Genomic DNA, 23,774 nt, shown 5'->3' with positions numbered 1-23,774 from the left:
ACTTTATATCACATTATGATGCAATGGGTGAGTTCACGGGAAAGAGCGCAACGGCATGTCCCGAGCGCTTGCGCGGCAGGCGCAAGAGGATGCCCGAATCCCGTGAAGCCGGCACGCTGCCTGGCGGCCAGATATCACAGGCGAACAGGAGCCGCGACGTCCGATCTATGGCAGACATCGGCACGCCCGCGACGTTGCATGGCAGGCAGATTCTCAAACCTGTCTTTGTCGTCGCGCAGCAGATCAAGCCGAGAGCCGCGTAGTCGGCCTGCAACCGTATCAGCTTCGGCGGTACGGCACGCCGGGATACCTGGAACGGCATCGCGTCCCGGAGAAAAGTTCGGAATTGCGCGATCATGCATTCCTGAACTACGTGACCGATATGGTGTCCAGTCCGGAGATGCTTTATCTCGACGGTGCCAATCCGAACGTAAAGGCAAATTTCTGTTCAACTAGCATCGTCGCGACAATGCCATTCGATTGCAATCGAGTCCGGCAGCGCCATCAAGTGCGCCCCTGCGCCCCGCTCCTACCCCGAAACCCGCCGCCTCACCCGTTCTGCGACAGCGCCGCATAAAGTCTGGTCAACACATGCGGCAGGCGCGTTGCGTCATGGACGACCACGTAGTTGTGGCTGCCAAAGAGGTGTGGCAGGTAGTCGCCCGCCTCGCGGTCGATGGTGACGCAAAACGGCACCAACCCCGCCTGGCGCGCCTCGATCACGGCCTGTCGGGTGTCTTCCACACCATACCGGCCTTCGTAGTGATCCAGGTCGTTGGGCTTGCCGTCCGTCACCAGCAGCAGCAGGCGCTTGTGCGCGGGCTGTTCCTTGAGGATACGGGTCGAGTGGCGGATAGCCGCCCCGATGCGGGTGTAGAAGCCTGGGCGCAGCGCCGCAATGCGGCCCCGCGTGGTCGCATCGTACGGTTCGCTGAAGTCCTTGAGCAGCAGGAACCGCACTTCCTTGCGCCGCAGCGATGAGAAGCCGTACAGACCAAAGCTGTCGCCCGATGCCTGCAGTGCTTCGGCAAACAACATCAGGCTGTCGCGGATCACGTTGATGACGCTGCTGGCCTGCTCGCCCCGGCCCACCCACGCCTCGGTGGAGAGCGACACATCGGCCAGCAACAGGCACGCCAGACTGCGCTCGCTACGGGGCCGATCGACGTACAGGCCGCCATTCGATTCCGCCTGACCCGCCTTTACGTCCGTAAAGAAGCGCACTACGCGATCCAGATCCAGATCCTGCCCGTCCACCTGCCCGAAACGGCGGCTGCGCTGGGGCATCAGCGCCTGGAATTGTCGCCGCAAGCGGTGCGTCGCCCGGATCAGGTGTTGCGGAATCTCGCAGGGTCGCGCATCGTGCGGCAGCATCGGTTTGATCACGCAGTAGTCCGGCAGGAGCACCTGCTGGCGAAAATCCCACTCCGGTACCAGGATGCCGGGCCCGATGGGCGTGCCGTCTGCCTCCGCACCCGGCAGATCCAGATCGAAACGCAGCCGCGACGACCGCTTTTTGGTGTCGCGCGCCACGCTCAGCGTGTCCATGTCGTCCGCCGGGCGAGTGTCGTTGTCGCCGTCGTCTTCGTCGCTGCGATTGACCTTTAGATAGTTATCCCAGGTAAAGATGGATTCCGCGCGAAAGACAATCAGCGGGCCGTTTTGCCGCTCGTCAGGCGCGGCCTTCTGCGCACGGTAGCGGCGACGCTTGCGGGTCTCTTCGGACCGGTGCTGGTCGTTTTCGCCATCTCGCCCGCTACCGTCGTCGGATGCGGCCTGCCCTGCATGCGCAGGCGGTGTGGGGTGCATCCAGAGATGAACGGGCGTGATGCCGACGCTCTTTTTGCGTGTCTTGCTGCGTGTCTTGCTGCATGAGCCGGCCTGCACAGCCGTTTCCACCACATCCGTCATCTCCGCAGCGGCGGGGTTTTCAGGGTTCTGCAGCGTTTGCCGGATGTGTTTTTCTATCTGCTGCTCCTGCGCCGACAAATCCCAGAGCGCACCGCGCAGCGGAATGTAGTCACGCACCAGCAGGGCGTATATCTCCCCTAACCCCGGCATCGCCCGCAGGCAGCGCACGGTGGCGATCCGGTTGCGCTCGAGCCAGTCGGCCTGGGCAAATTCCGCATCGGCAAATAGCGTGGCGTATTCGGCGCTCAACGCCAGCAGCCAGAAATAGAGTTGTTTGTTGCGCTCCTTGTCCGGGAAGAGGTCGATCTTCTCCGGCAAGTAGAGGGACCTGGCATCGCTCCACGTCAGTTCCAGCGTGGTGTTGGTGCCCGCTATCCGCTCCAGCAGGCTGCGCCGGCCTGCGTGCTCCGTTCCAACCGTACTACGCAGCCCCAGGCCCGCCGCACCGCCCATCGCGCGGAAAAACACGGGCGCGAGCTTGTCGATGTCCGCCAGCTGCACGGCAGCCCGCGGATGCCCGCGATACGCCGCCTTGCGGATCAGCACGTCCCACCAGCCGCCTACGGTATCTTCCATGAAGTGCTTTCTTTCGTGCGATATTGCGCCTGGCTTACGCCGGGAACTGCGTATCCACCACCGCCATCAGCGCGGCGATCGTCCCGGGTTCGTCCGATAGCGGCTCCACGACGGCCGAACGGCAGGCCACGCGCGGGTCCATGCCGGCAGCAATAAGCTTGGCTGCGTAGACGAGCAGACGCGTGCTGACGGCTTCGTCCAGATCCACGCCCGCCAGGCGACGGATGCTGCTGGCCAGCCCCACCAGGCGCTCGGCCATCCCGGAGGCCACGCCGCTTTCGTTCACCACCACGGGGGCTTCCACCTCGGGGCGCGGAAAATCGAACGTCATCGCCACAAAACGCTGGCGCGTGCTGGGCTTCAGCGTTTTGAGCACGTGCTGGTAGCCCGGGTTATACGAGACGACCAGCATGAATCCGGGCGGGGCCTGCAACACCTCACCCGTGCGCTCGATCGGCAGGATGCGGCGATCGTCGGTCAGCGGATGCAGCACGACAGTCGTGTCCTTGCGGGCCTCGACAACCTCGTCGAGATAGCAGATGCCGCCTGCGCGCACGGCCTGCGTCAGCGGCCCATCCACCCACACCGTGCTGCCCGCGGTGATGAGGTGGCGGCCGATCAGGTCGGCGGCGGTCAGGTCGTCGTGGCAGCTCACGGTAAAGAGCGGCACACCCAGCCTCGCAGCCATATGCGCCACAAAGCGGGTCTTGCCGCAACCGGTGGGGCCTTTGATCAGCACGGGCAGCTGTTGCTGCCAGGCTTGCGTGAAAAGCTCGCGCTCCTGCCCTTGAGGCTGGTAGTACGGGACTTTTCTATCGGCGCCGGCCTGCACGCCTCCGCCAGAGGCAAAACTGTATTCGGTTCTCATGCTTTGCTTTCCTGCTCGTTTTTCACGCCCAATCAGTACAAGTCAGTACAGGTGAATCTTCATCCGTTGCAGCCGGGCAATTTCAAGGTCAGCAAAAACGGCCCTCTGCAACCGAACCACAGCAAAAATCGCAAAGAGGCGGCTCCTCGATTTTCCCGGAACGTCATGTCAGGAGGCTCAGTGCCAGCCCGCCGCACACCAGTGTGGCCCAGCCCAGCACCACCAGCCGGGGCAGCATCGGTGCATGACGCAGTTCCATGAAGTGGTCGGCAACCAGCACACACTTGCCCCACGCCAGCGCCAACGCCCCCACGCCCAGCCAGCGGCCGGCGACTGCCGGGTGTGCCGTCAGCCACGCCATCGCCACCGTCAACAGCAGCAGCACGCCCGTTACTTTGAGCAGCGTATGAAACGTGCGGGATTGAATCGGGGTATCCATCATGCAAGTCCTCAAATCGAATGCGATGCCTGGCGTGCGATGCCTAGCGTGCGATGTACACCAGCGCGAACAGCACCAGCCACACCATGTCCACCATGTGCCAGTAGGAAGCACCCGATTCGACGGCGTGTGCCTGTTCAACCGTACAGCCTGCGCCGTCCTTGCCTGTCAACTTGCGCAATGGCCAGTACACGTAGAGCAGGATCACCATGCCCAGCAGCACGTGCATGAAGTGGAAGAAGGTCAGCGAGAAATAGAACATCCAGAAGTCGTCGCTGTCCACATCGTGCCCCGCCTTGAAGAGCAGGCCGAAGTCCGTGAGCTTGCACACGACGAACACCAGCCCAAAGGCACATGCCGCCAGCAAGCCGCGCCGCGCCAGACGGAGTGCCCGCGCCGTGGCTTGCGTGCCGTTGCCGGCCACGGCAATCGCCGCACGCGCCTGCTGCGCAGCCGTGGCGGCGCACAGCCCACCGAGGATCAGCACGACGGTATTGAACGCGCCCAGTCCGATGTGCAACTGCGCCTGTCCGCGCGTGAACACAGATGGCTCACTCGCCCGATGCCAGCCATATGCAATGAAAAAGCAGGCGAATACCAGCAGTTCCGCCACGATGAAGAACCACATGGCCACATCGCCTGGCAAGTACCGGTCATCCGGCGTAGCTTCGGGAATGGCGGATGCTGTCACGGAAGGCGCATCCTGGGCGGAGATGGATGCGGATGCAACAGCATCGGAAGATGCAGTAAAACGCTCGGCGGAACTCATGGTTTGACGGATCAGGCTAGCGCTGCCGTCCGGGTTGATGATCGGAAAATCCGAAGAAATTTCTCCACCCAACCCGGGTAACACGGCAGCGTGAAGGGATTCCTTGAAGAGGAAAAATCAGGAAAGGAAGTGCATCGAAATGCACCGGACGACGGAGCCCGCTTGCGCAGGCTCCGGCACCTTTCCTCACGGAATCAGCGCATCTGTTCAGCGCGACTGCAACCGTCCAGCTCCCCGGTTATCCACGAAGAAGCTCGAAATATAGGTCAGCAGCCCGATGAAGAACATTACGCCCGAAGCCAGACGCATCCAGAAGAAGAACGAGATCCGGTCGACCACGACCATGAACGGCAGCGGATCGGGGCTGTAGCGTTGCAGCCAGACCTGCAGGATGCCTGCTCCGGTCAGGGCCAGCGTGATCAGCACCATCCCGATCGTCATGAGCCAGAAGCCCCACATTTCCACTGCCTGCGATCGTGCGCTGTTGGCCTCGCGTCCGCGCATGATCGGCATCGTATAGGAGATCATCGTCAGCACGACCATGGCATAGGCGCCGAAGAAGGACATGTGCCCGTGGCTGGCGGTAATCTGCGTGCCGTGCGTGTAGTAGTTCACCACCGACAACGTGTGGATGAAGCCCCATACGCCGGCGCCCAGGAAGGCCATGACCGAGCAGCCCAGCGCCCACAACACGGCGGCGCGATTGGTGTGCTCGCGGCGGCGCTTGTTCACCACGTTGAACGCAAACAGCGTCATCATGAAGAACGGGATCGGTTCAAGCGCCGAGAAGATGGAACCCCACAGGCGCCAGAACGGCGGCTGTCCCGTCCAGAAATAGTGGTGGCCCATGCCGACCAGACCGGCGATCAAGGTCATCGCCACGATCACGTACAGCCACTTCTCGATCACTTCACGGTCCACGCCGGTCACTTTCACCAGCACGAACGCCAGCATCGCGCCCATGATGAGTTCCCACACGCCTTCCACCCAGAGGTGGACGACCCACCACCAGTAGAATTTCTCGCGCGCGAGGCTGTCCGGGTTGTAGAACGAGAACAGGAAGAAAATCGCGAGGCCCCACAGGCCGATCATCATCACGAGGCTGATGGTCGTCTTGCGGCCCTTCAGCATCGTCATGGACAGATTGAAGAGGAAGGCCAGCGCCACGACGACGATGCCGACCTTCGCGGGCAGCGGCTGTTCGATGTAGCCACGTCCCATCGTTGCCAGAAAGTCGTTGCCCGTCAGGTGCGCCAACTCCGCATAAGGCACCAGCAGGTAGCCGAGAATGGTGAGCACACCGGCGACAAGGAAGACCCAGAACATGGCCCGCGCCAGCCTGGGGCTGTGCAGCTCATGCTCGCATTCTTCGGGAATCAGGTAGTAACCCGCACCCATGAAGCCGAACAGCAGCCACACGATCAGCAGGTTGGTGTGAGTCATGCGGGCGACGTTGAACGGAATATAGGGGAACAGGAAATCCCCGATTACGTACTGCGTGCCGATGATGAGACCAAAAACGATCTGCCCCACAAAGAGCGTGATCGCGACGATGAAATACGGCTTGGCCACCGCCTGCGAGGCGTATCGCAGGCGGGCGGGCTTGGGAGGCAGATGGGTTGCCGCGGAAGCGGACAATTGCCCATCGCTCAGAGGCGCAACAGAAGTCATTAAATTCTCCGGAAATACATTTGCGACTCGCCGGCAGCAGAGTGCGGGAATCAACCTTCCTTGTTCGGCGGCCAGTTGCCGCTATTGATGCCGTTGGTGTACTTGAGGAATTCCACCAGATCGTCAACCTGATGTTCATTCAGATTGAAATTGGGCATCTGGCGGCGATGGGTGTGAACGGGGCTGGCAGCTTGCGCCTTGAGCCACTGTTCATTGGTGGGGCGAGACATGATCCACATCTTGATGAACGCAGGACCACGGCGCGTATAGACGTTGCCCAGCTCGGGCGCGAAGTAGGCCCCTTCACCCAGCAGCGTATGGCAACCGCCGCAATTGTTGACCTCCCACAGCTTCTTGCCTCGCACCGCCGCAGGTGTAAGGTTGGCTGAGTTGTCGTATTTCGAAATGGTGCGCTCGGTCTGGAACGTCATAGCCAGAAACACGAGCACGAAAAACAGCGAGCCACCGTAAAAGATGTTGCGCGCCGTGGACTTGGTAAAACTGGCAGCCACGAAGCCTCTCCTTTTTTATAAAAAAGCAAACTAATAAACCGGATAACGATAAATACGTATCACCTTGGCTGACTCTGGCAGAAGTCGAGCGAGTAGACTATTTGCGTACGTCCGCACGCGTTTCTTTGTGCGCCAGCCCGCTGCTTGAATCGGGCCTCGAGCGTGTCGCAAATCGAGGTGCGTTGATGGATAACGGACGATTGACGGTAGCCCGGCTTTTCAGCGAGCACCCCCGGTATGGTCCGCTCTTGACGAGTCGGCGTCTAGAAGCAGGCGATGAGAAATTCACCGCAGCAGATTAAAAGCCACGGCTCCGGCGTTCTTGCTACGGCCGTAAAAAAACGGCCCCGACGCTTGCGTGTCGGGGCCGAAGGCTTGCCGTTTTACGGACAGGCCGCTACGGACGAGTGAGAATTTCAACCACTGCGGGCCTGGGGGGCCATTCAGGCACTCGCCCAGTCATCCCGCAGCATTCCGGCGAAAGAACCCCGGAAGTCAATACTCATAGGCTTTATGATCCGCCCTTGCCGAGATGGCGTCTAGAAGCAGGCGATGAGAAGTTCACCGCAGCAGATTGACGTTCAGGACCGGTCGGACATGCGCAAAATCAAACCGCATTGTGCCGGGCCTTCCCTGAACGCTGCGCCCTGCTAGCGAACGGCTCCTTTCATCGAATAACCCGACGTTTGCGCTTTCTCGATTCTTCAGAGACCCGCAACTGCATCGCGTCCTTCCCATCCTGGTCGTACGCCAGCCGATCAGAAACGCGGTGCTGTGGCCGGTTTTACTGCGCCTTCGCAACCATGTAATCGACGGCCGCCTTGACTTCATCGTCCTTCAGGCTCGGGTTGCCGCCGTGCGCGGGCATCGTGCCGTTGTTGCCGGTGAAGCCTTCCAGCGCGTGCTTGTACAGCGTGTCCTTGCCCTTCGCGATACGCGGTGCCCAGTCGGCCTTGTTGCCGAAGAGCGGCGCGCCGGCAGCGCCGGTCTGGTGGCACATAAAGCAGGTGCCCTTGAACGTCTTCTCGCCAACCGCCGCGTCGTCGCCACCGGCTGCGGCAGTCGCCACAGCTGCAGCGGGTGCCGCGTCGCTGGCGGCTGCCGCTTCGGGCGCTGCGGGCGCTGCGGCCGACGCGGACGCCTCGACCGCGACGGAAGCGACAGGCGCCGCGGCCGAAGCAGCGCTGGCCGATTGCGAAGCATCGTCACTCTTGCCGCAGGCCGAGAGACCGAGGGTCAGTGCGAATCCAAGTCCAACAAGCATCAGGTTACGGGTTTTCATGGTCCTCCCACATTAATAATCTTCAAGATGCGTCCGTTTGCGCGCCCTCGGGGTAGCGGTGCAAACGAAGGCGTCCAGCCCCGCAACGGTTGCACAAGCAACCGTTCGATCAGCGTGCGACGTTACGCCACGGTTCGGCGCCGATCACGTAGCCTGCTTCGCACGATATGCACGTTGACGCGTTACTTTTCGACAATCATCCGGGAACGCATTTCCAGGTGCAGCGCGTGGCAGAAGTTCAGGCAGTAACACCAGTACACGCCCGGCTTGTCAGCGATGAACGTGACAGACTGGGTCTGCTGCGGATGCACGACGAAGGAGATGTTGTAGAAAGGGATCCCGAAACCGTGCGTCAGATCTTCGACCTTGTCCAGGTTCGTGAGAATGATGGTGACCTCATCGCCTTTCTTCACCGTCCATTCACGCAGACCGTACGCCGGCGCCTGCGAGGTCAGATGGATCGTGACCTTCTTGCCGTTACGCTCGATGCGGTTGTCCTTCACGCTCTTCGTCGCGAGCGGGAAGTCGTCCAGGTTGTAGATCTGCCGGGTCTTGATGATGTCGCGGCGAACGATGATCGAATCGTGCGGCTCCGGATAGAGCGGGTGATCGGCGACAAGCACCATCTTCTCGCCGGTGATGTCGATCAGCTGCGAACTGTCCGGGTGCAGCGGGCCGACGGGCAGGTAGCGGTCCTTCGAGAACTTGTTGTCCGAGAGGAAAAACTGACCGTCCGGCTGGTTCGTCTCGCCCATCGACGTGAAGCCGTGGCCCGGCTGGTAGTGAACGTCGATGCGGTCGATCACGACCTTCGCGTTCTTGTCGCCCTGGTACGCCTTCTTCGCGGCTTCGAGATCCCACTTGACGATCTGGCTGTCAAGGAAGAGCGTGGTGTAGATGAAGCCCTTGCCGTCGAAGGCCGTGTGGAGCGGCCCAAGACCGATCTCCGGCTCGGCGACGACCGTGTCGCGCGGGTCTTTCAGACCACCCTCGAACCACTTCAGCACCAGATCGTGCTGGATCACGGTGGCGGTCGGCGACAGCTTGCCGGAGCACGCGTAGTACTTGCCGTCCGGCGTAACGTTCACGCCGTGCGGGTTCTTCGGAACGGGCACGTACAGGACGAGCGCCGTCTTCGGGTCGGTGTTGCCGGCCTTCGTGCCGTCGACGACCGGCACCTTCGAGTCGCCGATGTGGATGAACTTGCCTGCCTTCACGGCTTCTTCGATACGCGCAATGTTGAAGAACACGCACGCATCGCGCTCGGCGGCCATCATCTCTTCATAGTGGACGCCGTTCTCGGTGTTGTACTGGTTCGAGCACGCGAGCTTGCCGTCGTACGAGGTCGCGACGAGGTCGATGTTGCCGTCGATCTTGATCTGCCAGCGCGTCTGCATCGTCTGCGTGTCGACGCAGGTAAACAGGCAGAAGTACTTCGACGGATCGTTCAAATCGCGGCCGTCGTTCGGCTGCGGAATATGGAATTCCATGCCGCAGAACACGCGGGTCGTGTAGTTGATCTTCTCGTCGACCGGGTCGCGCTTGTCCGGGAAATTGCCATGGTACCCCTGCACGTTCGGCAGTTGCGTGATCGCGTCGCACTCCATCGTGTCGAGCCTCACGCGCGCAATACGGGCATTGAGCTTGTCATTGACGAAGATGTACTTGCCGTCATAGACGCCGTCCGTGTACGAGCCGTGGACGTGATGGCTATCGCCATTGGTGTAGTTCAGCTGGCCATTCGGCTTCGTGCCGATGATCGCGCGCGATTCGTTCGTGATGCCCCAGCCGGACATGCAGTCGACGTTGAACACCGGGATACGGCGGATTTCACGGCCGGACGGCACGCCGTGAATGCGCACGTCGCCGGAGTGGCCACCGCTCGAAATGCCGTAGTACGCGTCGAGCTTGCCGGGATGCACTTCATACTTTTCCCAGTTGATGCTCGCCTGCGGATCCGCACCGCTTGCCGCGCTCGCGGCACCTGATGCCGTGGAAGCAGCATCGCTGCTCTTGTTGCAACCGGCCAGGCCCAGCGACAGGCTCGCGCCCGCGAGACCCGCCACAGCGGACGACGCCAGGAACCGGCGACGGCCCGGGACTACGGTTTCTTCAGTTTTTACTTTTGCATTCGTCATGACAATCTCACTCACCAATTCATTTCAACGCCACGCAACCGTCAGTTTTCTTCCGGCATCAGAAAAATATCTCGCGCTTGCGAGGCAACTCGCCGCACTGCGGAGTCAATTCACAAACTCCGGCTGCATCGCAAAAAATATCCCGCTTGGCGACCCCTTCGGTGTTTGAAGCTTTGTTTTGATGGCTTCCTCGCGATTTGAATGAAAAACCCTGCACATGGCCAGACGGTTTGCCATCGGACTACTAAACACCGATGCTCGCATTGACGATTTGAACGCCTTGTCTATTAACCGATGTGCGACCAGAAAGCAGCCGCGATTTTTTTCAAGCCTGCGGCCGGAATGACCCGCACGCAGGGCGCCATATGTAAGTACCCGCATTTATTAAGTGCAAATGCTAAGGTAAGACATCGCCCATACAAGGCCATCAATACCCCCTTTTTGCGCGTCATCTCGCCGCATCGTAGTCTGGTTCGAAATAGCGCCATATGTACGCATCCACTTCTCTTAAGTACGCGTGCTAAAGTGCGGCATTGCCTGTGCAATCAAGAACGATGCGTAATCTCCATAAAGTGCCCGCCGACTCCCCTCCTTCCTGGGCGTCACCGTTCCTGGACGCCGATGGTCCACGCTATCTGCAAATCGTCGGTTTTCTGGAGCGTGCAATCAGCGCCGGCATGCTGAATTCGGGGGACCGCCTGCCACCCCAGCGGCAACTCGCGACGCAGCTCGGCGTCGACCTCACCACCATCACCCGAAGCTTCAATGAAGCGCGACGACGCCATTTGATCGAAGCGCGCGGCGCGCTGGGCACCTTCATCGCAATGCCGAAGGCCGAGTTTGCGCAACGAATCGATTTGAGCATGAACATTCCGCCGCCACCTGCCGGCGTGGATCTGAAAAGTCTCCTGCGCAACGGAATTTCACAGGTCATGATGCGCAGCGACACCGATCTGCTGATGACCTATCATCTCGGCGGCGGAAGCCAGGCGGACCGCGAGGCCGGCGCAGAGTGGCTGAAACCGATGCTGGGGTGTGTCGACAGTGCTCGCGTCGTCTCGTGTCCCGGTACGCAGGCAGCACTGGCCGCACTGATTCTCGCGTTGACCCAGCCAGGCGATGCGATCCTGACCGAACCACTTGTTTATCCGGGTCTACCACTCGCCGCCGAACAACTGGGGCGCCGCGTCGAAGTTGTCGCGGCGGACACGCACGGCATGCGTCCCGACGCCCTGGAAGCGGCTTGCCGCCAGCATGACGCAAGGCTTGTCTACCTGAATCCGACGCTTCAGAACCCCGCCGCAGCGACGATACCCGAAGCTCGGCGGCACGAGCTTCTGGCGGTTGCCGCGCGCTGCGACTTGAAGCTTATTGAGGATGATCCGTACTGGCTCTTTGCGGATGATCCGCCGCCGCCATTCGCATCGCTGATGCCCGATCTGGTGTATTACCTGTCGACAATGTCGAAATGCCTGACACCCGGTTTGCGCACAGCGTTCCTTGTGTTGCCCGACTCGCGGGATGCGGATGGTTTTCTGACCGTACTGCGCTCGTTTTCGCTAATGTCGACGTCTTTGACAAGCGCGCTCGTCACGCAGTGGGTGCACGATGGCTCGGCCGCGCAAGTGCTCGCAGGCGTCAAGGCGGAGGCGCAGGCGCGTCAGGACCTCGCTGCACTGTTGCTGACCGGAAGAGCGAGCGAGTCCCCTTGCCGTGGCATTCACGTCTGGCAAATCCTCCCCAGCTACTGGACCCCGAACGATCTCGCAGCATCGGCGAGGGAAGCAGGCCTCGTCGTTGCGCCATCGACTGCCTTCCACCGTGGGGCGAATCCGCCCAATGCGGTCCGTATATCCCTTGGCGGCAGTGCGGACCGATCACAGCTCGGCACGGCTTTGAAAAGGCTTTCCGCACTGCTTGCGCAGCCTTCTCTGGCCCACCAGCGGATCCTCGTCTAGCGAGGTTAACGACGGCGCGGCGCTTTATGCCTTTACGAAAAAATGAGCCGCCGCAGCCGTCAGTTCGAGTCGATGTTGGGAGCGCCATTGTCAGACCGCATCGTCGCGGCAGACCCGCTGGCTGCGGGCACAAGCTCGCCCAGTTCGCGGATCGCCGCCTCGATCCGCGTCGACCACGGATGACCGTAGTTGAGCCGGATGCAGTTGCGAAAAGCACGGCTCGCCGAGAAGATGGCGCCAGGCGTAATGCTGATTCCTTTGGCGATCGCGAGCCTGTGCAACGTCATCGCATCAATTTCATCCGGGAACTCCAGCCACACGAAGTATCCGCCGTCCGGATACGAACGCACGACCGCCTGTGGTAGCCAGCGACGGATCGCGATCAGGATCAAATCGCGCTGCGTGCTCAGGGCACTGCGTACCTTGCGCAGATGGCGGTCGTACCCGCCGTGCTGCAGATAGTCGGCAATGCCCGCCTGGGCAGGGATGCTCGCGGAGAGGGTCGTCATCAGCTTGAGCCGCTGGACCTCCTGCGTGTATCGCCCGGTTGCCGCCCAGCCGATCCGGTACCCCGGCGCAAGCGTCTTGGAGAACGAGCTGCAATGCATCACCAGGCCGTGACGGTCGAATGCCCGAGCCGGCAGCGGATAGTCCGCCTGATAGTGCAGTTCCCCATACACGTCGTCTTCAATCAGGGGCACGTCGTTGCGCGCAAGCAGCTCGACCAGCGCCTTCTTCTTTTCCGTCGACAGCGTGACGCCAGTCGGATTCTGAAAGTTCGTCATGAACCAGCACGCCTTGATCGGATGGGTATCAAGCGCACGCGCCAGTGCATCGAGATCGAGACCGGTGACAGGATCGACTGGAATTTCCACGGCACGCAAATCGAGCCGTTCGATCGCCTGCAACGCGGCATAAAAACCCGGTGCTTCCACCGCAACGACGTCGCCGGGCCGCGTCACCGCCATCAGGCACAGGTTCAGCGCTTCGAGCGCGCCGTTCGTGACAACGATCTCATCCATTGGCTGGGCAATGCCAATTCCCATGTAGCGGAGCGCGATTTGCCGCCGCAGCTGCTCATTGCCCGGAGGCAGGTCCACAACGGTGCTCCACGGGCTGATCAGTTTCGTGGACTGCGCAAGTGATTTGGCGAGCCGCCGCAATGGGAACAGATGTGGCGAAGGAAATGCAGATCCCAGCGGCACGATGCCCGGGTGCTTCGCCGCTTCGAGTACCGAGAAAATGTGATTACTGATTTCGAACTTTCCTGATTCGAAATCTGGCCGCACTTTGCGCTTGACATCGACCGCAATCCCCGCGCCCTGCGTAACGTAGTAGCCGGAGCGTTCCTGAGCGCGCACAAGCCCCCACTCTTCCAACAGGTAATACGCATGCGACGCAGTCGACTGGCTCACACCGTGCTGGGCAATCACGTGACGCAACGATGGCATCCTTGCTCCGGCCGGAATGTTCCCGGAGCGGATTTCCTTGGCCATCGTTTGTGCGAGGGTTTTGTAACGCGTCATTGGCGTGGATCCACGCACGCAGCAACTGCTGCGATAAAAAATAAATTAACTGCTACTCGTTCTTGGCGGCCTATTGTCGTATGGTTCGTGCAAGATTGAAAGAATAACCCCATTGACCGCACTACCGTTTCACATTTCCGACGCAACCTGCCGGTTATCGGATAATGCATCGCTGGGAAAAAAGCGGCGAGCGGGCAAATCCGCCGCCGCAAAGCGGGAGAACGTCAGGCGAAGGCGGGGCTACGCGGAAATAGGGAACCGGTAAATCAGAAGCGCGTGCGGATACCCGTCGCCACCTCAAACTGGTTGTTGTGGCCAAAGGTTCCGGCTACCGTATAACCGCCGTGCAGCCTCATATAGTCGGCTGCCAGATACACCTCGGTGCGTTTGGTGAGGTGATAGAACGTCGAGGCGTAGAGCGTTTCCTTATAGCCGTTGTGAACCGTCGTAGCCGCCGGATCGAACAAGCCGGAGTTGGCGTTCGGAATGTTGCCGTCGCTGTCGTAGGCGGCATTCTTTACATGCATCTGTTGATAACCGAGTTCATAGTCCAGCGGGCCATGCGGCGCGAGCCTGAACGACACCGTCCATGCGTTGTCCTGGCGCTCCGGCAGCGCACCTTGTTTGCCCGTGTAATGGAAGTAACCGGCGTTGACGCGGCTCATGCCGAAGCGATACGTGCCGCCCACCGAATACGTCTGACCGGTAAAACCATCGTTGTTCGTGTGATTGTAGAAACCGCCGATGGAGGCCGGTCCGACGTTCCAGCCAAGCGCGCCCTGATAACCCGAGCCGTTGGCGAACTGCGTCGAGTTGCTGAATTGATAGCCGGCGGCCGCATAGATGCCGTTGCTGAAAAGCTTGCGCCACTGGATACCGTTCTCGTTACGCGTACCCGTCGGGCCGGCCGAGTAAAAAATCAGTTGCTTGAAATTGTTGGAGTTCGTATACGCACCTTCTCCTGGCGAGAATCTCATGCTGGTGTACGGATCGCCATAGAGACCTGAAAAGTCCTTCGCTATCGTGTCCCGGAAGCCGGCCGACAACTGGCCGATCGTTGCGTTCTCTATACCGACCCAGGCATCACGGTCGAAAATCTGACCGGGATCTTCCGAAGCGCCGTTCGCGGCGACGAATTCGCTTTCCAGGTCGAAGACGATCTTCGAGCCGCCGCCGATATCCTCCTTGCCGCGCAAGCCCCAACGGCTGCCGCTGAACCACGGCTCACCTTCGTGGCCCATGCCGATCACGTGATTGCCGGCTGCGTCGGCGTTAGTCGTGTACGCGACGGCGGAAAGATCGATAAGGCCATAAAGCTGGACGCTCGATTGCGCGTGTGCGCCACTTGCCGAGAACGCGCCAGCGGCAACAGCGAGCGCGAGGTATTTCTGTTTCAAGTTCATCTCCTCAGAAGGCTACGTTTAATTTCTGATTTGTCCGCTGCCAAAACGGATGAGATGAATGCTAGTTACCTCAATCCTTCACGCTCCTTTCGCGTCATATACGCACAACTAAGTGATATCACTTACTCGGCCGATTGAAAGCGCCTCGTCGCTATGCTGCGCCCCTGTCGCGCAGGATGTAGCCAAGACCGCGCAGCGTCATGATCTGCGCGCTCGACGCCGCAAGGTGCTTGCGCAGACGGTGGATGTAGATGTCGATGGCGTCCGCGCTCGGCTCCTCGTCCAATCCGAACACGCTATCCATGAGGGTATTCTTCGACACCGTTTTTCCTTGCTTGAGCATCAGCGCCTCGAGGATGGCGTGCTCGCGGCGACGCAAGCTCAGCGGTACGTCATTGCAGTGAAATTCCCGCGTGTCGCAGATGTATTGCAGATCGCCGCACATGAGCCAGCCTGACTTGTCGCTCAACTGTCTGCGGATCAGCGCCTTGATGCGCGCGACCAGTTCGCGGCCGTCGAATGGCTTGACGACGTAATCGTCGGCCCCCGCGCTGAAGCAATCGACCTTGTCATCGATCGAGCCGTGCGCAGTCAACATCAGCACGGGCACGTTATCGCGGCGCCGCCGCAAGCGTGCCAGCACGTCCTTGCCGCTCATGCGCGGCAAGCGCATGTCGAGCAGCACGACGTCGTAACGTTGCGTGCTGAGCACCAGGTCCGCCGATTCGCCGTCCGGCATGCAATCAACGGCAAAATTCTCGGCTCGCAGCAGGTTGACGACCCAGTGCGCGAGTTCAATGTTGTCTTCGACAAGCAAAAGCTTCATTGCGTTACCTCAGTCGTGCCATGCGGGCAAGCGAACCGTGACGACGAGCCCCGCCCGTCCGGGACCCGGCATGATCGCAACCGCGCCGCCGTGTCCATGTGCGATCTGGTGAACGATCGCGAGGCCGAGACCCGAACCCTCCGCATCGTCGGACACACGGTAAAAACGCTCGAATACGTGCGCGCAGGCTTCGGCCGGTATGCCGGGGCCGTTGTCCACCACCCGCATCACGACATCGTCGCCCTCGTGAAGACAAATCACCGTCACGCGCCCCCCTTCCTGCGTATAGCGGATAGCGTTATCGACGAGGTTCGCCACGAGCGCACCGAGCAGACTTTCGTTGCCCTCGACATACATGCCCTCGCCAAGCTCCGCGCCAAGATCCATCTGACGTTGCAGCGCTGCGACCACAAGCTCCTCGAACACGCCCGAGACCACGGCGGAAAGATCGACTTTGGCCCGCTTGCGCGACAGCGAGACGGACTCCGCCTGGGCGAGCAGCAGCAGCTGGTTCGTCATGTCGGCCATGGTCTTGCTGGTGCGACGGATGCCGCTCAACGCTTCGGTTAGCGCTGAATCGTCGCATTCGCATTGGCTCGCGCAATGAACCTGAGTGTCGAGCAGCGTCAGTGGCGTGCGCAACTGATGTGCGGCATCGGCAATGAACTGGCGCTGGGTCGTCGCGTGTACCTTCAGACGTGCGATGCATTGGTTGATCGCATCGACAATGGGCCGCAGCTCGGATTGCAAATGATCCACCCGGATCGGCTCGAGTTCCATCGGCTCACGATCGGCCACATCTTCCTTTAGCTTCATGAGCGGGCGCAACTCCACGGTGAGTCCGAACGGCACGAGCACCATGACGAGAACCAGCATCAGCCACTGGCGGATCAATTGCGGATGCCAGAGATCTTCCAGCATGGCTTGGCGCGACGCCTGCGTCTTGCCCACGATCACGGTGACCCGCTCCGCACGGCCGGAATCGTAAAGCTCGCGCTGGTAAGCGACGGCGCGAATCGGCACGCCGCCAAGCGAGGTGTCGTAGAACACCGGAAAGTGGCGGCGGCCCTCGGGCACCGGCAGTTCGGGATTGCCGCTCAGCAGCCTGTCGCGGTCGGCGACGACTTTGTAGAACACCTGATCCCGATACGGGGACTCGAAAATCTCCAGAGCCGCCGGCGGAATGTCCGCCGTCAATGCGCCGTTCGTCCACTCGACATCTTCGATGATGGTCCGTGCGGAGGACAGCAGTGCATTGTTCTGCAGCAGGTCGGCTGTCGCTCGCGCCGCATCGTAGGACATCCAGCCGGTCACGAGGACAAACAGCACCAGCGGCAGAAGCAGCCACAAGAGCAGGCGCGCGCGCAGGCTAAGCAACATTGCATGCTCTCCGACATGTATGCGACAACGTCCTTGCCCGCGGGCAAAGACGTTTTATCTTCGGTTCCGGATACCCTAGAACGCCGCCGGCTTCCATCGCAGCAAGCGCTTTTCAAGTGCGGTCAGAAGATAATCGGTAGTGAGTGCGACGACGGCAAGGACAATCATCGCCGCGAATACACCGCTTGCGTTGAAAGCGCCCTGCGCCGTCGAAATCAACAGGCCGATGCCCTGCTTCGAACCGAGGAATTCACCGACGACTGCGCCGACCAGCGCAAAGCCAAAGCTCACGTGCAAGCTGGCGAGAATCCAGGAGAGCGCGGACGGGATGACCACTGACGTCGTCAGCTGACGTTTCGAGGCGCCGAGAATCTGCGCATTCGCGATCATGTAGCGGTCGGCTTCACGCACGCCCTGAAAGGCATTGCCGAATACGACAAAAAACACCATGACCACCGCGAGCGCGACCTTCGAGGCCATGCCAAGACCGAGCGCGATCACGAACACCGAGCCGAGCACCACGCGCGGAATCGAGTTGGCAATCTTGATGTAGATGTCGAACACGTCCGCGAGCAACTTGTTGCGCCCGAGCACGACACCGCAGACCACCCCGGCGACCGAACCGATCAGGAAACCGAGCAGCGTCTCTTCGAGCGTCACCCAGACCTGCACGAGTAACGGGCCTTGCGACGTGCCATTCTGGAACCAGTCGACGATCTGCAGAAAAATCAGCGACGGCATCGAGAAAAAGAACGGATCGATCCATTTAAGGCGGCCGGAGATTTCCCAGCCGCCCAGCACGACGACCAGCACGAGAATCCGCAAGCCGATGATCAGCGCACGCCGTTGCCGCAGGCGGCGTTGGGCCATCCGTTCGATCTGCTTCTCCGAGGCGGAGTCGAGATTCATGTTCAAAGCGCTTTCCCGGGAGGCCATGAGCGTATTCCGTTGTACTGTCGAGTTAGGCAATTTGGACCTCCTCACGCAGGTCGTGCCAGATATCGCGCGAGATCTCGATGAAGTGCGGGTCATAGCGCACCTCGGAAGTAATCCGCGGACGTGGCAGGTCGATCTCGTAAACCTTCTTGAGCGTTGCGGGTCTCGCCGTCAGCACGAACACCCTGTCCGCGAGCGCAACCGCCTCCTCGAGATCGTGCGTGACGAATACCACCGAGCCCGCATTGCCCGACCACAGTTGCAGCAGTTCGTCCTGCATCAGCGTGCGCGTCTGCATGTCGAGCGCGGAAAACGGTTCGTCCATCAGCAGAATTTCGGGCTTGTTGATGAAGGTCTGCGCGAGCGCCACGCGCTTGCGCATGCCGCCCGAGAGCTGATGCGGATAGTGCTTGCCGAATTTCTCCAGGCCCACGCGACGCAGCCACCCTTGTGCCTCGTCGTAGGCTGCCGACTTCGAGCGTCCCCGAAACAGCGGCCCCGCTGCGACGTTGTCGAGCACCGAGCGCCACGGAAACACCGCGTCCGCCTGAAATACGAAGCCGATGCGCGGATCAATGCCGCTTACGGGCGCGCCCATCACGCGCACCTCGCCCGCCGTGGGCTTGAGGAGCCCGGTGATCATGCTGAGCGTGGTGGACTTTCCGCAGCCCGTGGGGCCGACGATCGCGATGAATTCGCCGCGGGCGACCGACATGCTGAAATCGCGCAATGCAACGGTCGGCTTGCCGTCGGGAGAAATGAAGCGACACGACACCGAGCGGAACTCGATGGCCGGCGCGCCTTGAGAAGAAACATGGTTCATTGGAGGCACTTCCGTTAGATGATCGATGCCGCAAAACGCAACACATGAAGCATGACAAAACGTATGGCAACGCCGGCCACGCTGGCGCGACCGGCTCAGGCCGTTTTATTTCGGGCTGACGAATTCGTTCGTGTAGGTCCTGGACAGATCGACGTGCTTGCCCTTGACGGACGGATTGAACGACGACAACACCTTGAGCACCGTCGCCGGGCCGTCCGCAGGCATCTTGCCGTCCGACGTGTACATCGGCAGCGAAGCCTTCAGCGCGCTCACGTAGAGCGTCTTGTCTTTCTGATAGTCGTTGGGCATCTTCGCCGCGATTTCTTCCGCGCTATGCGTGTGGATAAACTGCATCGTGCGGGCAAATGCGTGCGCGAGCCTGGCCGCCTCGGCCTTGTGCGTGTCGGCCCACGCCGTCTGAACGTAGAGACTCGAGGCCGGATAGGTGCCGCCGAGCGCGGCACGGGTGCCTTCGACGGAGCGCATGTCGACAAGCACTTTCGCTTCGCCCGACTTTTCTAGCGCGGAAACGGTGGGCTCGGTCGTCATGCCCGCGTCGATGCGGCTTTGCTTGATCGCCGCAATAAAGCTTGCGTCCGCACCGACCGGCAGCATCGTATATTGCGTCGACGCAATGCCATGCTGACCGGCAAGGTATTGCGTGAGAAAGCTCGTCGACGAGCCGAGACCCGTCACCCCGAGCGTTTTGCCCTTGACGTCGGCCATCGACTTGATCGAGTCGGCCGCTTTGGTCGAGACCATCTCGACTTCGCCCGGCACCTGCCCGAACACGACAATCGCCTTCACTTCCTTGCCCTTGGTCTGCAGATCGATGGTGTGGTCGTAGAAACCGACAACAGCCTGGACCGCACCGGCCAGCAACTCATTTTCGGCATCGACGCCAGCGGGCTGCGACAGCAGTTCGACGTCGAGCCCTTCGTCCTTGAAATAGCCGAGCTGCTCGGTCAGGCGTGCCGGCAAATAAATGAGTTTGGTAATTCCGCCGACCATGATCGTGATCTTGCCGCCCTCATCGGCCATCGCGTGCTGCGACGCAATACCGAACAGCAGACTGGAAGCGAGCGTGATATGGCGCAGCGTATGGAAGGTCAGTCGCATCGATTGTCTCCTTTCTGTTGGGGCGGAAGAATGCCGCCCGTCTGTATTAATGGAAGGATTCTAGAAGTGCGAATCCTTCTCCCCGCTTTCACGAGGAATCCTCTTGCACGCGGGATTTCCCTGATCGGGCGAACGGCGTGATGACGACCGGCAGCACGCGCCACAGGTGAAACAGCACCGCTTGTGGCAGACATTTGCGCTGCCCGGATCGCCCTAAACAGCGTGGTTTCCAAATAACTTTTTGTCGTCCTAATCGATCACCATTCACCGCAATACGAATGGCCCGATCAGCTACGATTCTTCTGGCACGAACAGATATTCGGGTTTTCAAGGGACGCCAGGCAGGGCCGGTCGCGCCGGTCCCATCTGAAGCCCTATCCGCCGCTTGCGTGCTCAGACCTCTTTGTCGCCGTCCTTCTCTTCGCCATGCGAATCGCGGGCCGCGATCTTCAACTGGCGCAGCTTGTGGTAAAGGGTCTTTCGCGGCATCCCGAGTTCGGCGCTCGCATCCGCGACGTTGCCGTGATGGCGCTGCAGCGTCGTCTCGATCAGCATCTGCTCGAAGTGTGCAAGCTGCTCCGCAAGCGTGTCCCCTCCCGCCGAGATGGCGCGCGCGGAGAACAGGCTGTCGCCGGTTAGCCCAAGCACGAAGCGATCGGCGACATTTTGCAACTCGCGCACGTTGCCGGGCCACGGGTGCGTCATCAGTTCGGATATCTGCGCGGCAGTCACGACTGGCGCAGCCGTGCCAAAGCGGCGCGCGGCCGCGAGCACGAAGTGCTCGAACAACAGCGGCACGTCCTCGCGACGCTCGCGCAGCGGCGGCAGCTCGATCTGCGCAACGTTCAGGCGATACAGCAGGTCGGCCCGGAAGCCGCCTTTGGCGGACAGATCGACGAGATCGGCCTTCGATGCGGCAACGAACCGGCAGTCCACGGGAATCAACTCGTTTGCGCCCAGCCGCTCGACCACGCGCTCCTGCAACACGCGCAGCATCTTGACCTGAAGCGGGATCGACATCGTCTCGATTTCGTCGAGAAAAAGCGTGCCGCCATTCGCCCACTCGATCTTGCCGACGCGCTTTTTGATCGCGCCCGTGAATGCGCCCGCCTCGTGACCGAACAGCTCGCTCTCGAACACCTGCTCCGGGAGGCCGCCGCAGTTCAGCGCAACGAAATGCGCGTCGCGCCGGGCGCTGAAATCGTGCAGGCTGCGTGCGATCAGTTCCTTGCCCGTGCCCGTCTCGCCGGTGATGAGCACCGACACGGAAGTGTCTGCGAGGCGCAGGATTTTCTTGCGGACTTCCGCCATCGCGGGCGAGTTGCCGAGCACCAGCGCCTCGATCCCCCGCCAGTTGTGCAGCGACGCGCGCAGCCCCTCCACTTCGAGCGTGAGGCGGCGTTTTTCAACTGCGCGGGCGACGCGGCCCGCAATCACGTCGGACGAAAACGGTTTTTCGATGAAATCGTAGGCGCCGACGCGCATCGCGCCGACCGCCATGGAGATGTCCGCGTGGCCGCTGATCAGCAATACCGGAATCTGCGCGTCGACGGACATCACGTGGTCGAGCAGTTGCAGGCCGTCGATGCCCGGCATGCGCACGTCCGAGACGATCACGACCGGCGCGCCGGGCGCGACTTCGGCATAGGCATCGGCGGCGAAAGCGTACGCGCTCACCGGAAAGCCGGCCAGCGCGACCGCCTGCTCCACGCCAATGCGGACGTTTTCGTCGTCCTCGACAACCAGCACCCGAACTTCATCTTTCATGCTCTGTTCCTGGCGGCTCGGCAGCCGCGAAATCGATCGTGAAGCGCGCCCCGCCTTCTTCGCGGTTGGCGGCGGCAATCCTCGCGCCGAAGCCTTCGACAATGCGCGACGTGATTGCGAGACCCAGTCCGAGACCTTGCCCACGGGGCTTTGTCGTAACGAACGGCTCGAACAGGTGGGCGAGTACGTCCGGGGCGATGCCAGGGCCGCTGTCGTCGATCGTAAAACGCAGGCGGCCTTGCGCATCGGGCTCGCTCGCCTCCATTGCGATCACGCGTGTGGTGGCGCCGCACACGGCGTCGAGCGCATTGCCCAGCACGTTGACGATCACCTGCTGCAGCTGGCTCGATTCCGCGTAGACGGTCGTGCCGGGCGCAATTCGAACGTCGAGGCGCACCGCCTCGTCGCGGATACGGGATTCGTAGATGACCCGTGCGTGCGCAACAGCCTCGCCGAGCGACACCGCCACGAGCTCGACGTCCGGCTTGCGCGCGAACGCCTTCAGCTCGCTGGTCAGCACGGCCATGCTGTCCACGAGGCGCCCTACGCGCTCGAGATTGGCATTCGCCTGCGCGCTCTGGCCGCGCTCGAAGAACGTGCGGGCATTGTCGCAGAGCGTGCGGATCGCGACGAGCGGCTGATTCAGCTCGTGCGTGAGCGCGGCCGCCATCTGACCGATCACCGCGAGCTTGCCCGCATGCACGACTTCCTGCTGCGTTGCGCGCAGGCGCTGCTCGGTGCGCTCGCGCTCGGCAATCTCGCGCTGCATTTGCGCGTTTGCTTGCGTGAGCGCGGCGGTGCGCTGCGCAACCGTGGTTTCCAGTCGATCGTTCGCGCGGCGCAGCGCCTCCTGCGCCTTGAGCTTCTCGACGATCACGCGGCGGCGCTGTGCCGCGTACAACGCATAGAGCGCGGCGATCAGGAACACGCCCGTCACGAATGCGAACGCGATGCGCTGCTGCCGCCGCGCGCCGACGGTATCGAGCAGCACCATGATCGTGTCGTGTCCCTGCGGCGCCGGACGCGACATCACAAGAAAGCGGACCGTGCGGCCCGCGCGACGCAGATCGGGAAAGACGCCGAACCACGCGGCGTCGTTCCAGTCGCCACCATGCCGGTACGGCAGCGCCTCGACGACGCGGCCCGCGTACTGTCGCGACGCCTGGATCTCGCGCTGTTGCTGCGCGGTCATCGCACGCATGGCGGTGAATTTCCATTGGCGCTCGGTCGAGATCACGATCACGCCGTTGCCATCCACGACGAGCGCGACCTCGCCTGGCGTGCGCCACGCCGATTCGAGCGCGTCGACGCTGACCTTCACGGCCGCCGCCCCCATCGCCGTGTCGCCATCATTAATCGCATGCGCAAAGTACAGCCCTGGAATGCCGGTGTTCGTGCCGATGCCAAAGAAGCGGCCGCGCCCCTGCGCGAGCGCATCCTTGAAATACGGGCGATACGACACGTTGGTGCCGATAAAACTGAGCGGCTGGTTCCAGTTGCTCGCCGCGATCACCGTGCCGTGCGCGTCGATCACGTCCACGGCGCCGCTGCCGACGTCACGGTTCACCGCTTCGAGATAGGCATTGACGGTGGGCAACAAGGCGCGCGCTTCGCCGGGCGACGCTTTCAGCAAAGCACGTACGCTGCCCTGCCGCGCCACGAGCGCGGGCACCATCTCGAAGCGTCCCAACTCGCTCGTCAGGCTCGCCGCGTAGAAATCGAGCCGATGCGCGCCGACGTCGGCCAGTACGTCGATCGCGCGGCTCCACGCGAACTCCACTGCGACGGCGGCCGCGACGACATACAGCACGGCCGCCGCCGCCCATCCCCACCATGGAATGCCTTTGTAACGCTGGTGCACGTTCGCCCT

At 61.4% G+C, this 23,774-nt stretch carries 19 protein-coding genes; 1 reads left to right on the top strand and 18 read right to left on the bottom strand.

Features of this window, described 5'->3' with window-relative positions; genetic code table 11:
- Nucleotides 1–13 precede the first annotated feature (13 nt).
- The 9 genes from Q0L30_RS19985 to nosZ form a co-directional block, all read right to left on the bottom strand.
- Nucleotides 14–358 (bottom strand): hypothetical protein, encoded by a 345-nt coding sequence (locus tag Q0L30_RS19985; protein WP_296660212.1) that lies wholly within the window; start codon nt 356–358, stop codon nt 14–16.
- 191 nt (nt 359–549) lie between these two features.
- Entirely contained in the window at nt 550–2,487 is a 1,938-nt protein-coding gene (locus tag Q0L30_RS19980; RefSeq protein WP_296660210.1) for a VWA domain-containing protein, read from the bottom strand.
- A gap of 34 nt (nt 2,488–2,521) precedes the next feature.
- The gene (locus tag Q0L30_RS19975) at nt 2,522–3,355 is read right to left on the bottom strand and encodes a CbbQ/NirQ/NorQ/GpvN family protein (protein WP_296660207.1); all 834 of its coding nucleotides are present in this window, start codon (nt 3,353–3,355) and stop codon (nt 2,522–2,524) included.
- 163 nt (nt 3,356–3,518) lie between these two features.
- Nucleotides 3,519–3,797 (bottom strand): cytochrome C oxidase subunit IV family protein, encoded by a 279-nt coding sequence (locus Q0L30_RS19970; RefSeq protein ID WP_296660204.1) that lies wholly within the window; start codon nt 3,795–3,797, stop codon nt 3,519–3,521.
- A 40-nt stretch (nt 3,798–3,837) separates the two neighbouring features.
- Entirely contained in the window at nt 3,838–4,485 is a 648-nt protein-coding gene (locus Q0L30_RS19965) for a cytochrome c oxidase subunit 3 (protein ID WP_296660201.1), read from the bottom strand.
- Between the two features lie 285 nt (nt 4,486–4,770).
- Nucleotides 4,771–6,234, bottom strand: coding sequence for a cbb3-type cytochrome c oxidase subunit I (locus Q0L30_RS19960; RefSeq protein WP_296660198.1), 1,464 nt, complete (start codon nt 6,232–6,234; stop codon nt 4,771–4,773).
- Between the two features lie 50 nt (nt 6,235–6,284).
- Nucleotides 6,285–6,746 (bottom strand): cytochrome c, encoded by a 462-nt coding sequence (locus Q0L30_RS19955; RefSeq protein WP_296660196.1) that lies wholly within the window; start codon nt 6,744–6,746, stop codon nt 6,285–6,287.
- Nucleotides 6,747–7,530: 784 nt separating this feature from the next.
- The gene (locus Q0L30_RS19950; protein ID WP_296660193.1) at nt 7,531–8,028 is read right to left on the bottom strand and encodes a c-type cytochrome; all 498 of its coding nucleotides are present in this window, start codon (nt 8,026–8,028) and stop codon (nt 7,531–7,533) included.
- A gap of 182 nt (nt 8,029–8,210) precedes the next feature.
- A complete protein-coding gene (gene nosZ, locus Q0L30_RS19945) occupies nt 8,211–10,166 on the bottom strand; it encodes a TAT-dependent nitrous-oxide reductase (protein WP_296660191.1) in 1,956 nt (651 codons plus the stop codon).
- Between the two features lie 554 nt (nt 10,167–10,720).
- Between nosZ and Q0L30_RS19940 the strand changes: the two genes are divergently transcribed.
- Nucleotides 10,721–12,124 (top strand): PLP-dependent aminotransferase family protein, encoded by a 1,404-nt coding sequence (locus Q0L30_RS19940; RefSeq protein WP_296660187.1) that lies wholly within the window; start codon nt 10,721–10,723, stop codon nt 12,122–12,124.
- A 59-nt stretch (nt 12,125–12,183) separates the two neighbouring features.
- On the opposite strand, the gene Q0L30_RS19935 is transcribed toward Q0L30_RS19940, so the two are convergent.
- From Q0L30_RS19935 to Q0L30_RS19895, 9 genes are all read right to left on the bottom strand, one after another.
- Nucleotides 12,184–13,650, bottom strand: coding sequence for a PLP-dependent aminotransferase family protein (locus Q0L30_RS19935; RefSeq protein ID WP_296660184.1), 1,467 nt, complete (start codon nt 13,648–13,650; stop codon nt 12,184–12,186).
- Between the two features lie 266 nt (nt 13,651–13,916).
- Nucleotides 13,917–15,047 (bottom strand): porin, encoded by a 1,131-nt coding sequence (locus tag Q0L30_RS19930; RefSeq protein ID WP_367277838.1) that lies wholly within the window; start codon nt 15,045–15,047, stop codon nt 13,917–13,919.
- A gap of 157 nt (nt 15,048–15,204) precedes the next feature.
- Nucleotides 15,205–15,879, bottom strand: coding sequence for a response regulator (locus Q0L30_RS19925; RefSeq protein ID WP_296660179.1), 675 nt, complete (start codon nt 15,877–15,879; stop codon nt 15,205–15,207).
- A 9-nt stretch (nt 15,880–15,888) separates the two neighbouring features.
- Complete coding sequence (locus Q0L30_RS19920; RefSeq protein WP_296660176.1) at nt 15,889–17,259, bottom strand: sensor histidine kinase; 1,371 nt, start codon at nt 17,257–17,259, stop codon at nt 15,889–15,891.
- Between the two features lie 75 nt (nt 17,260–17,334).
- Nucleotides 17,335–18,168: an ABC transporter permease gene (locus Q0L30_RS19915; RefSeq protein WP_296660173.1), complete on the bottom strand. Its 834-nt coding sequence runs from the start codon at nt 18,166–18,168 to the stop codon at nt 17,335–17,337.
- Between the two features lie 52 nt (nt 18,169–18,220).
- Entirely contained in the window at nt 18,221–19,018 is a 798-nt protein-coding gene (locus tag Q0L30_RS19910) for an ABC transporter ATP-binding protein (protein WP_296660171.1), read from the bottom strand.
- Between the two features lie 105 nt (nt 19,019–19,123).
- Nucleotides 19,124–20,137, bottom strand: a complete 1,014-nt coding sequence (locus Q0L30_RS19905; protein WP_296660168.1) for an ABC transporter substrate-binding protein — start codon at nt 20,135–20,137, stop codon at nt 19,124–19,126.
- 393 nt (nt 20,138–20,530) lie between these two features.
- Entirely contained in the window at nt 20,531–21,904 is a 1,374-nt protein-coding gene (locus tag Q0L30_RS19900) for a sigma-54 dependent transcriptional regulator (RefSeq protein WP_296660165.1), read from the bottom strand.
- The gene (locus Q0L30_RS19895; protein WP_296660163.1) at nt 21,894–23,765 is read right to left on the bottom strand and encodes an ATP-binding protein; all 1,872 of its coding nucleotides are present in this window, start codon (nt 23,763–23,765) and stop codon (nt 21,894–21,896) included. The genes Q0L30_RS19900 and Q0L30_RS19895 overlap by 11 nt, the downstream gene beginning before the upstream one ends.
- Between the last annotated feature and the right edge of the window lie 9 nt (nt 23,766–23,774).

The organism is Paraburkholderia sp., from assembly GCF_024281035.1.
Lineage (GTDB): Bacteria > Pseudomonadota > Gammaproteobacteria > Burkholderiales > Burkholderiaceae > Paraburkholderia.
Note: the sequence above shows the minus strand (reverse complement) of the source record. Positions and strands in the feature narration are given on the sequence as shown.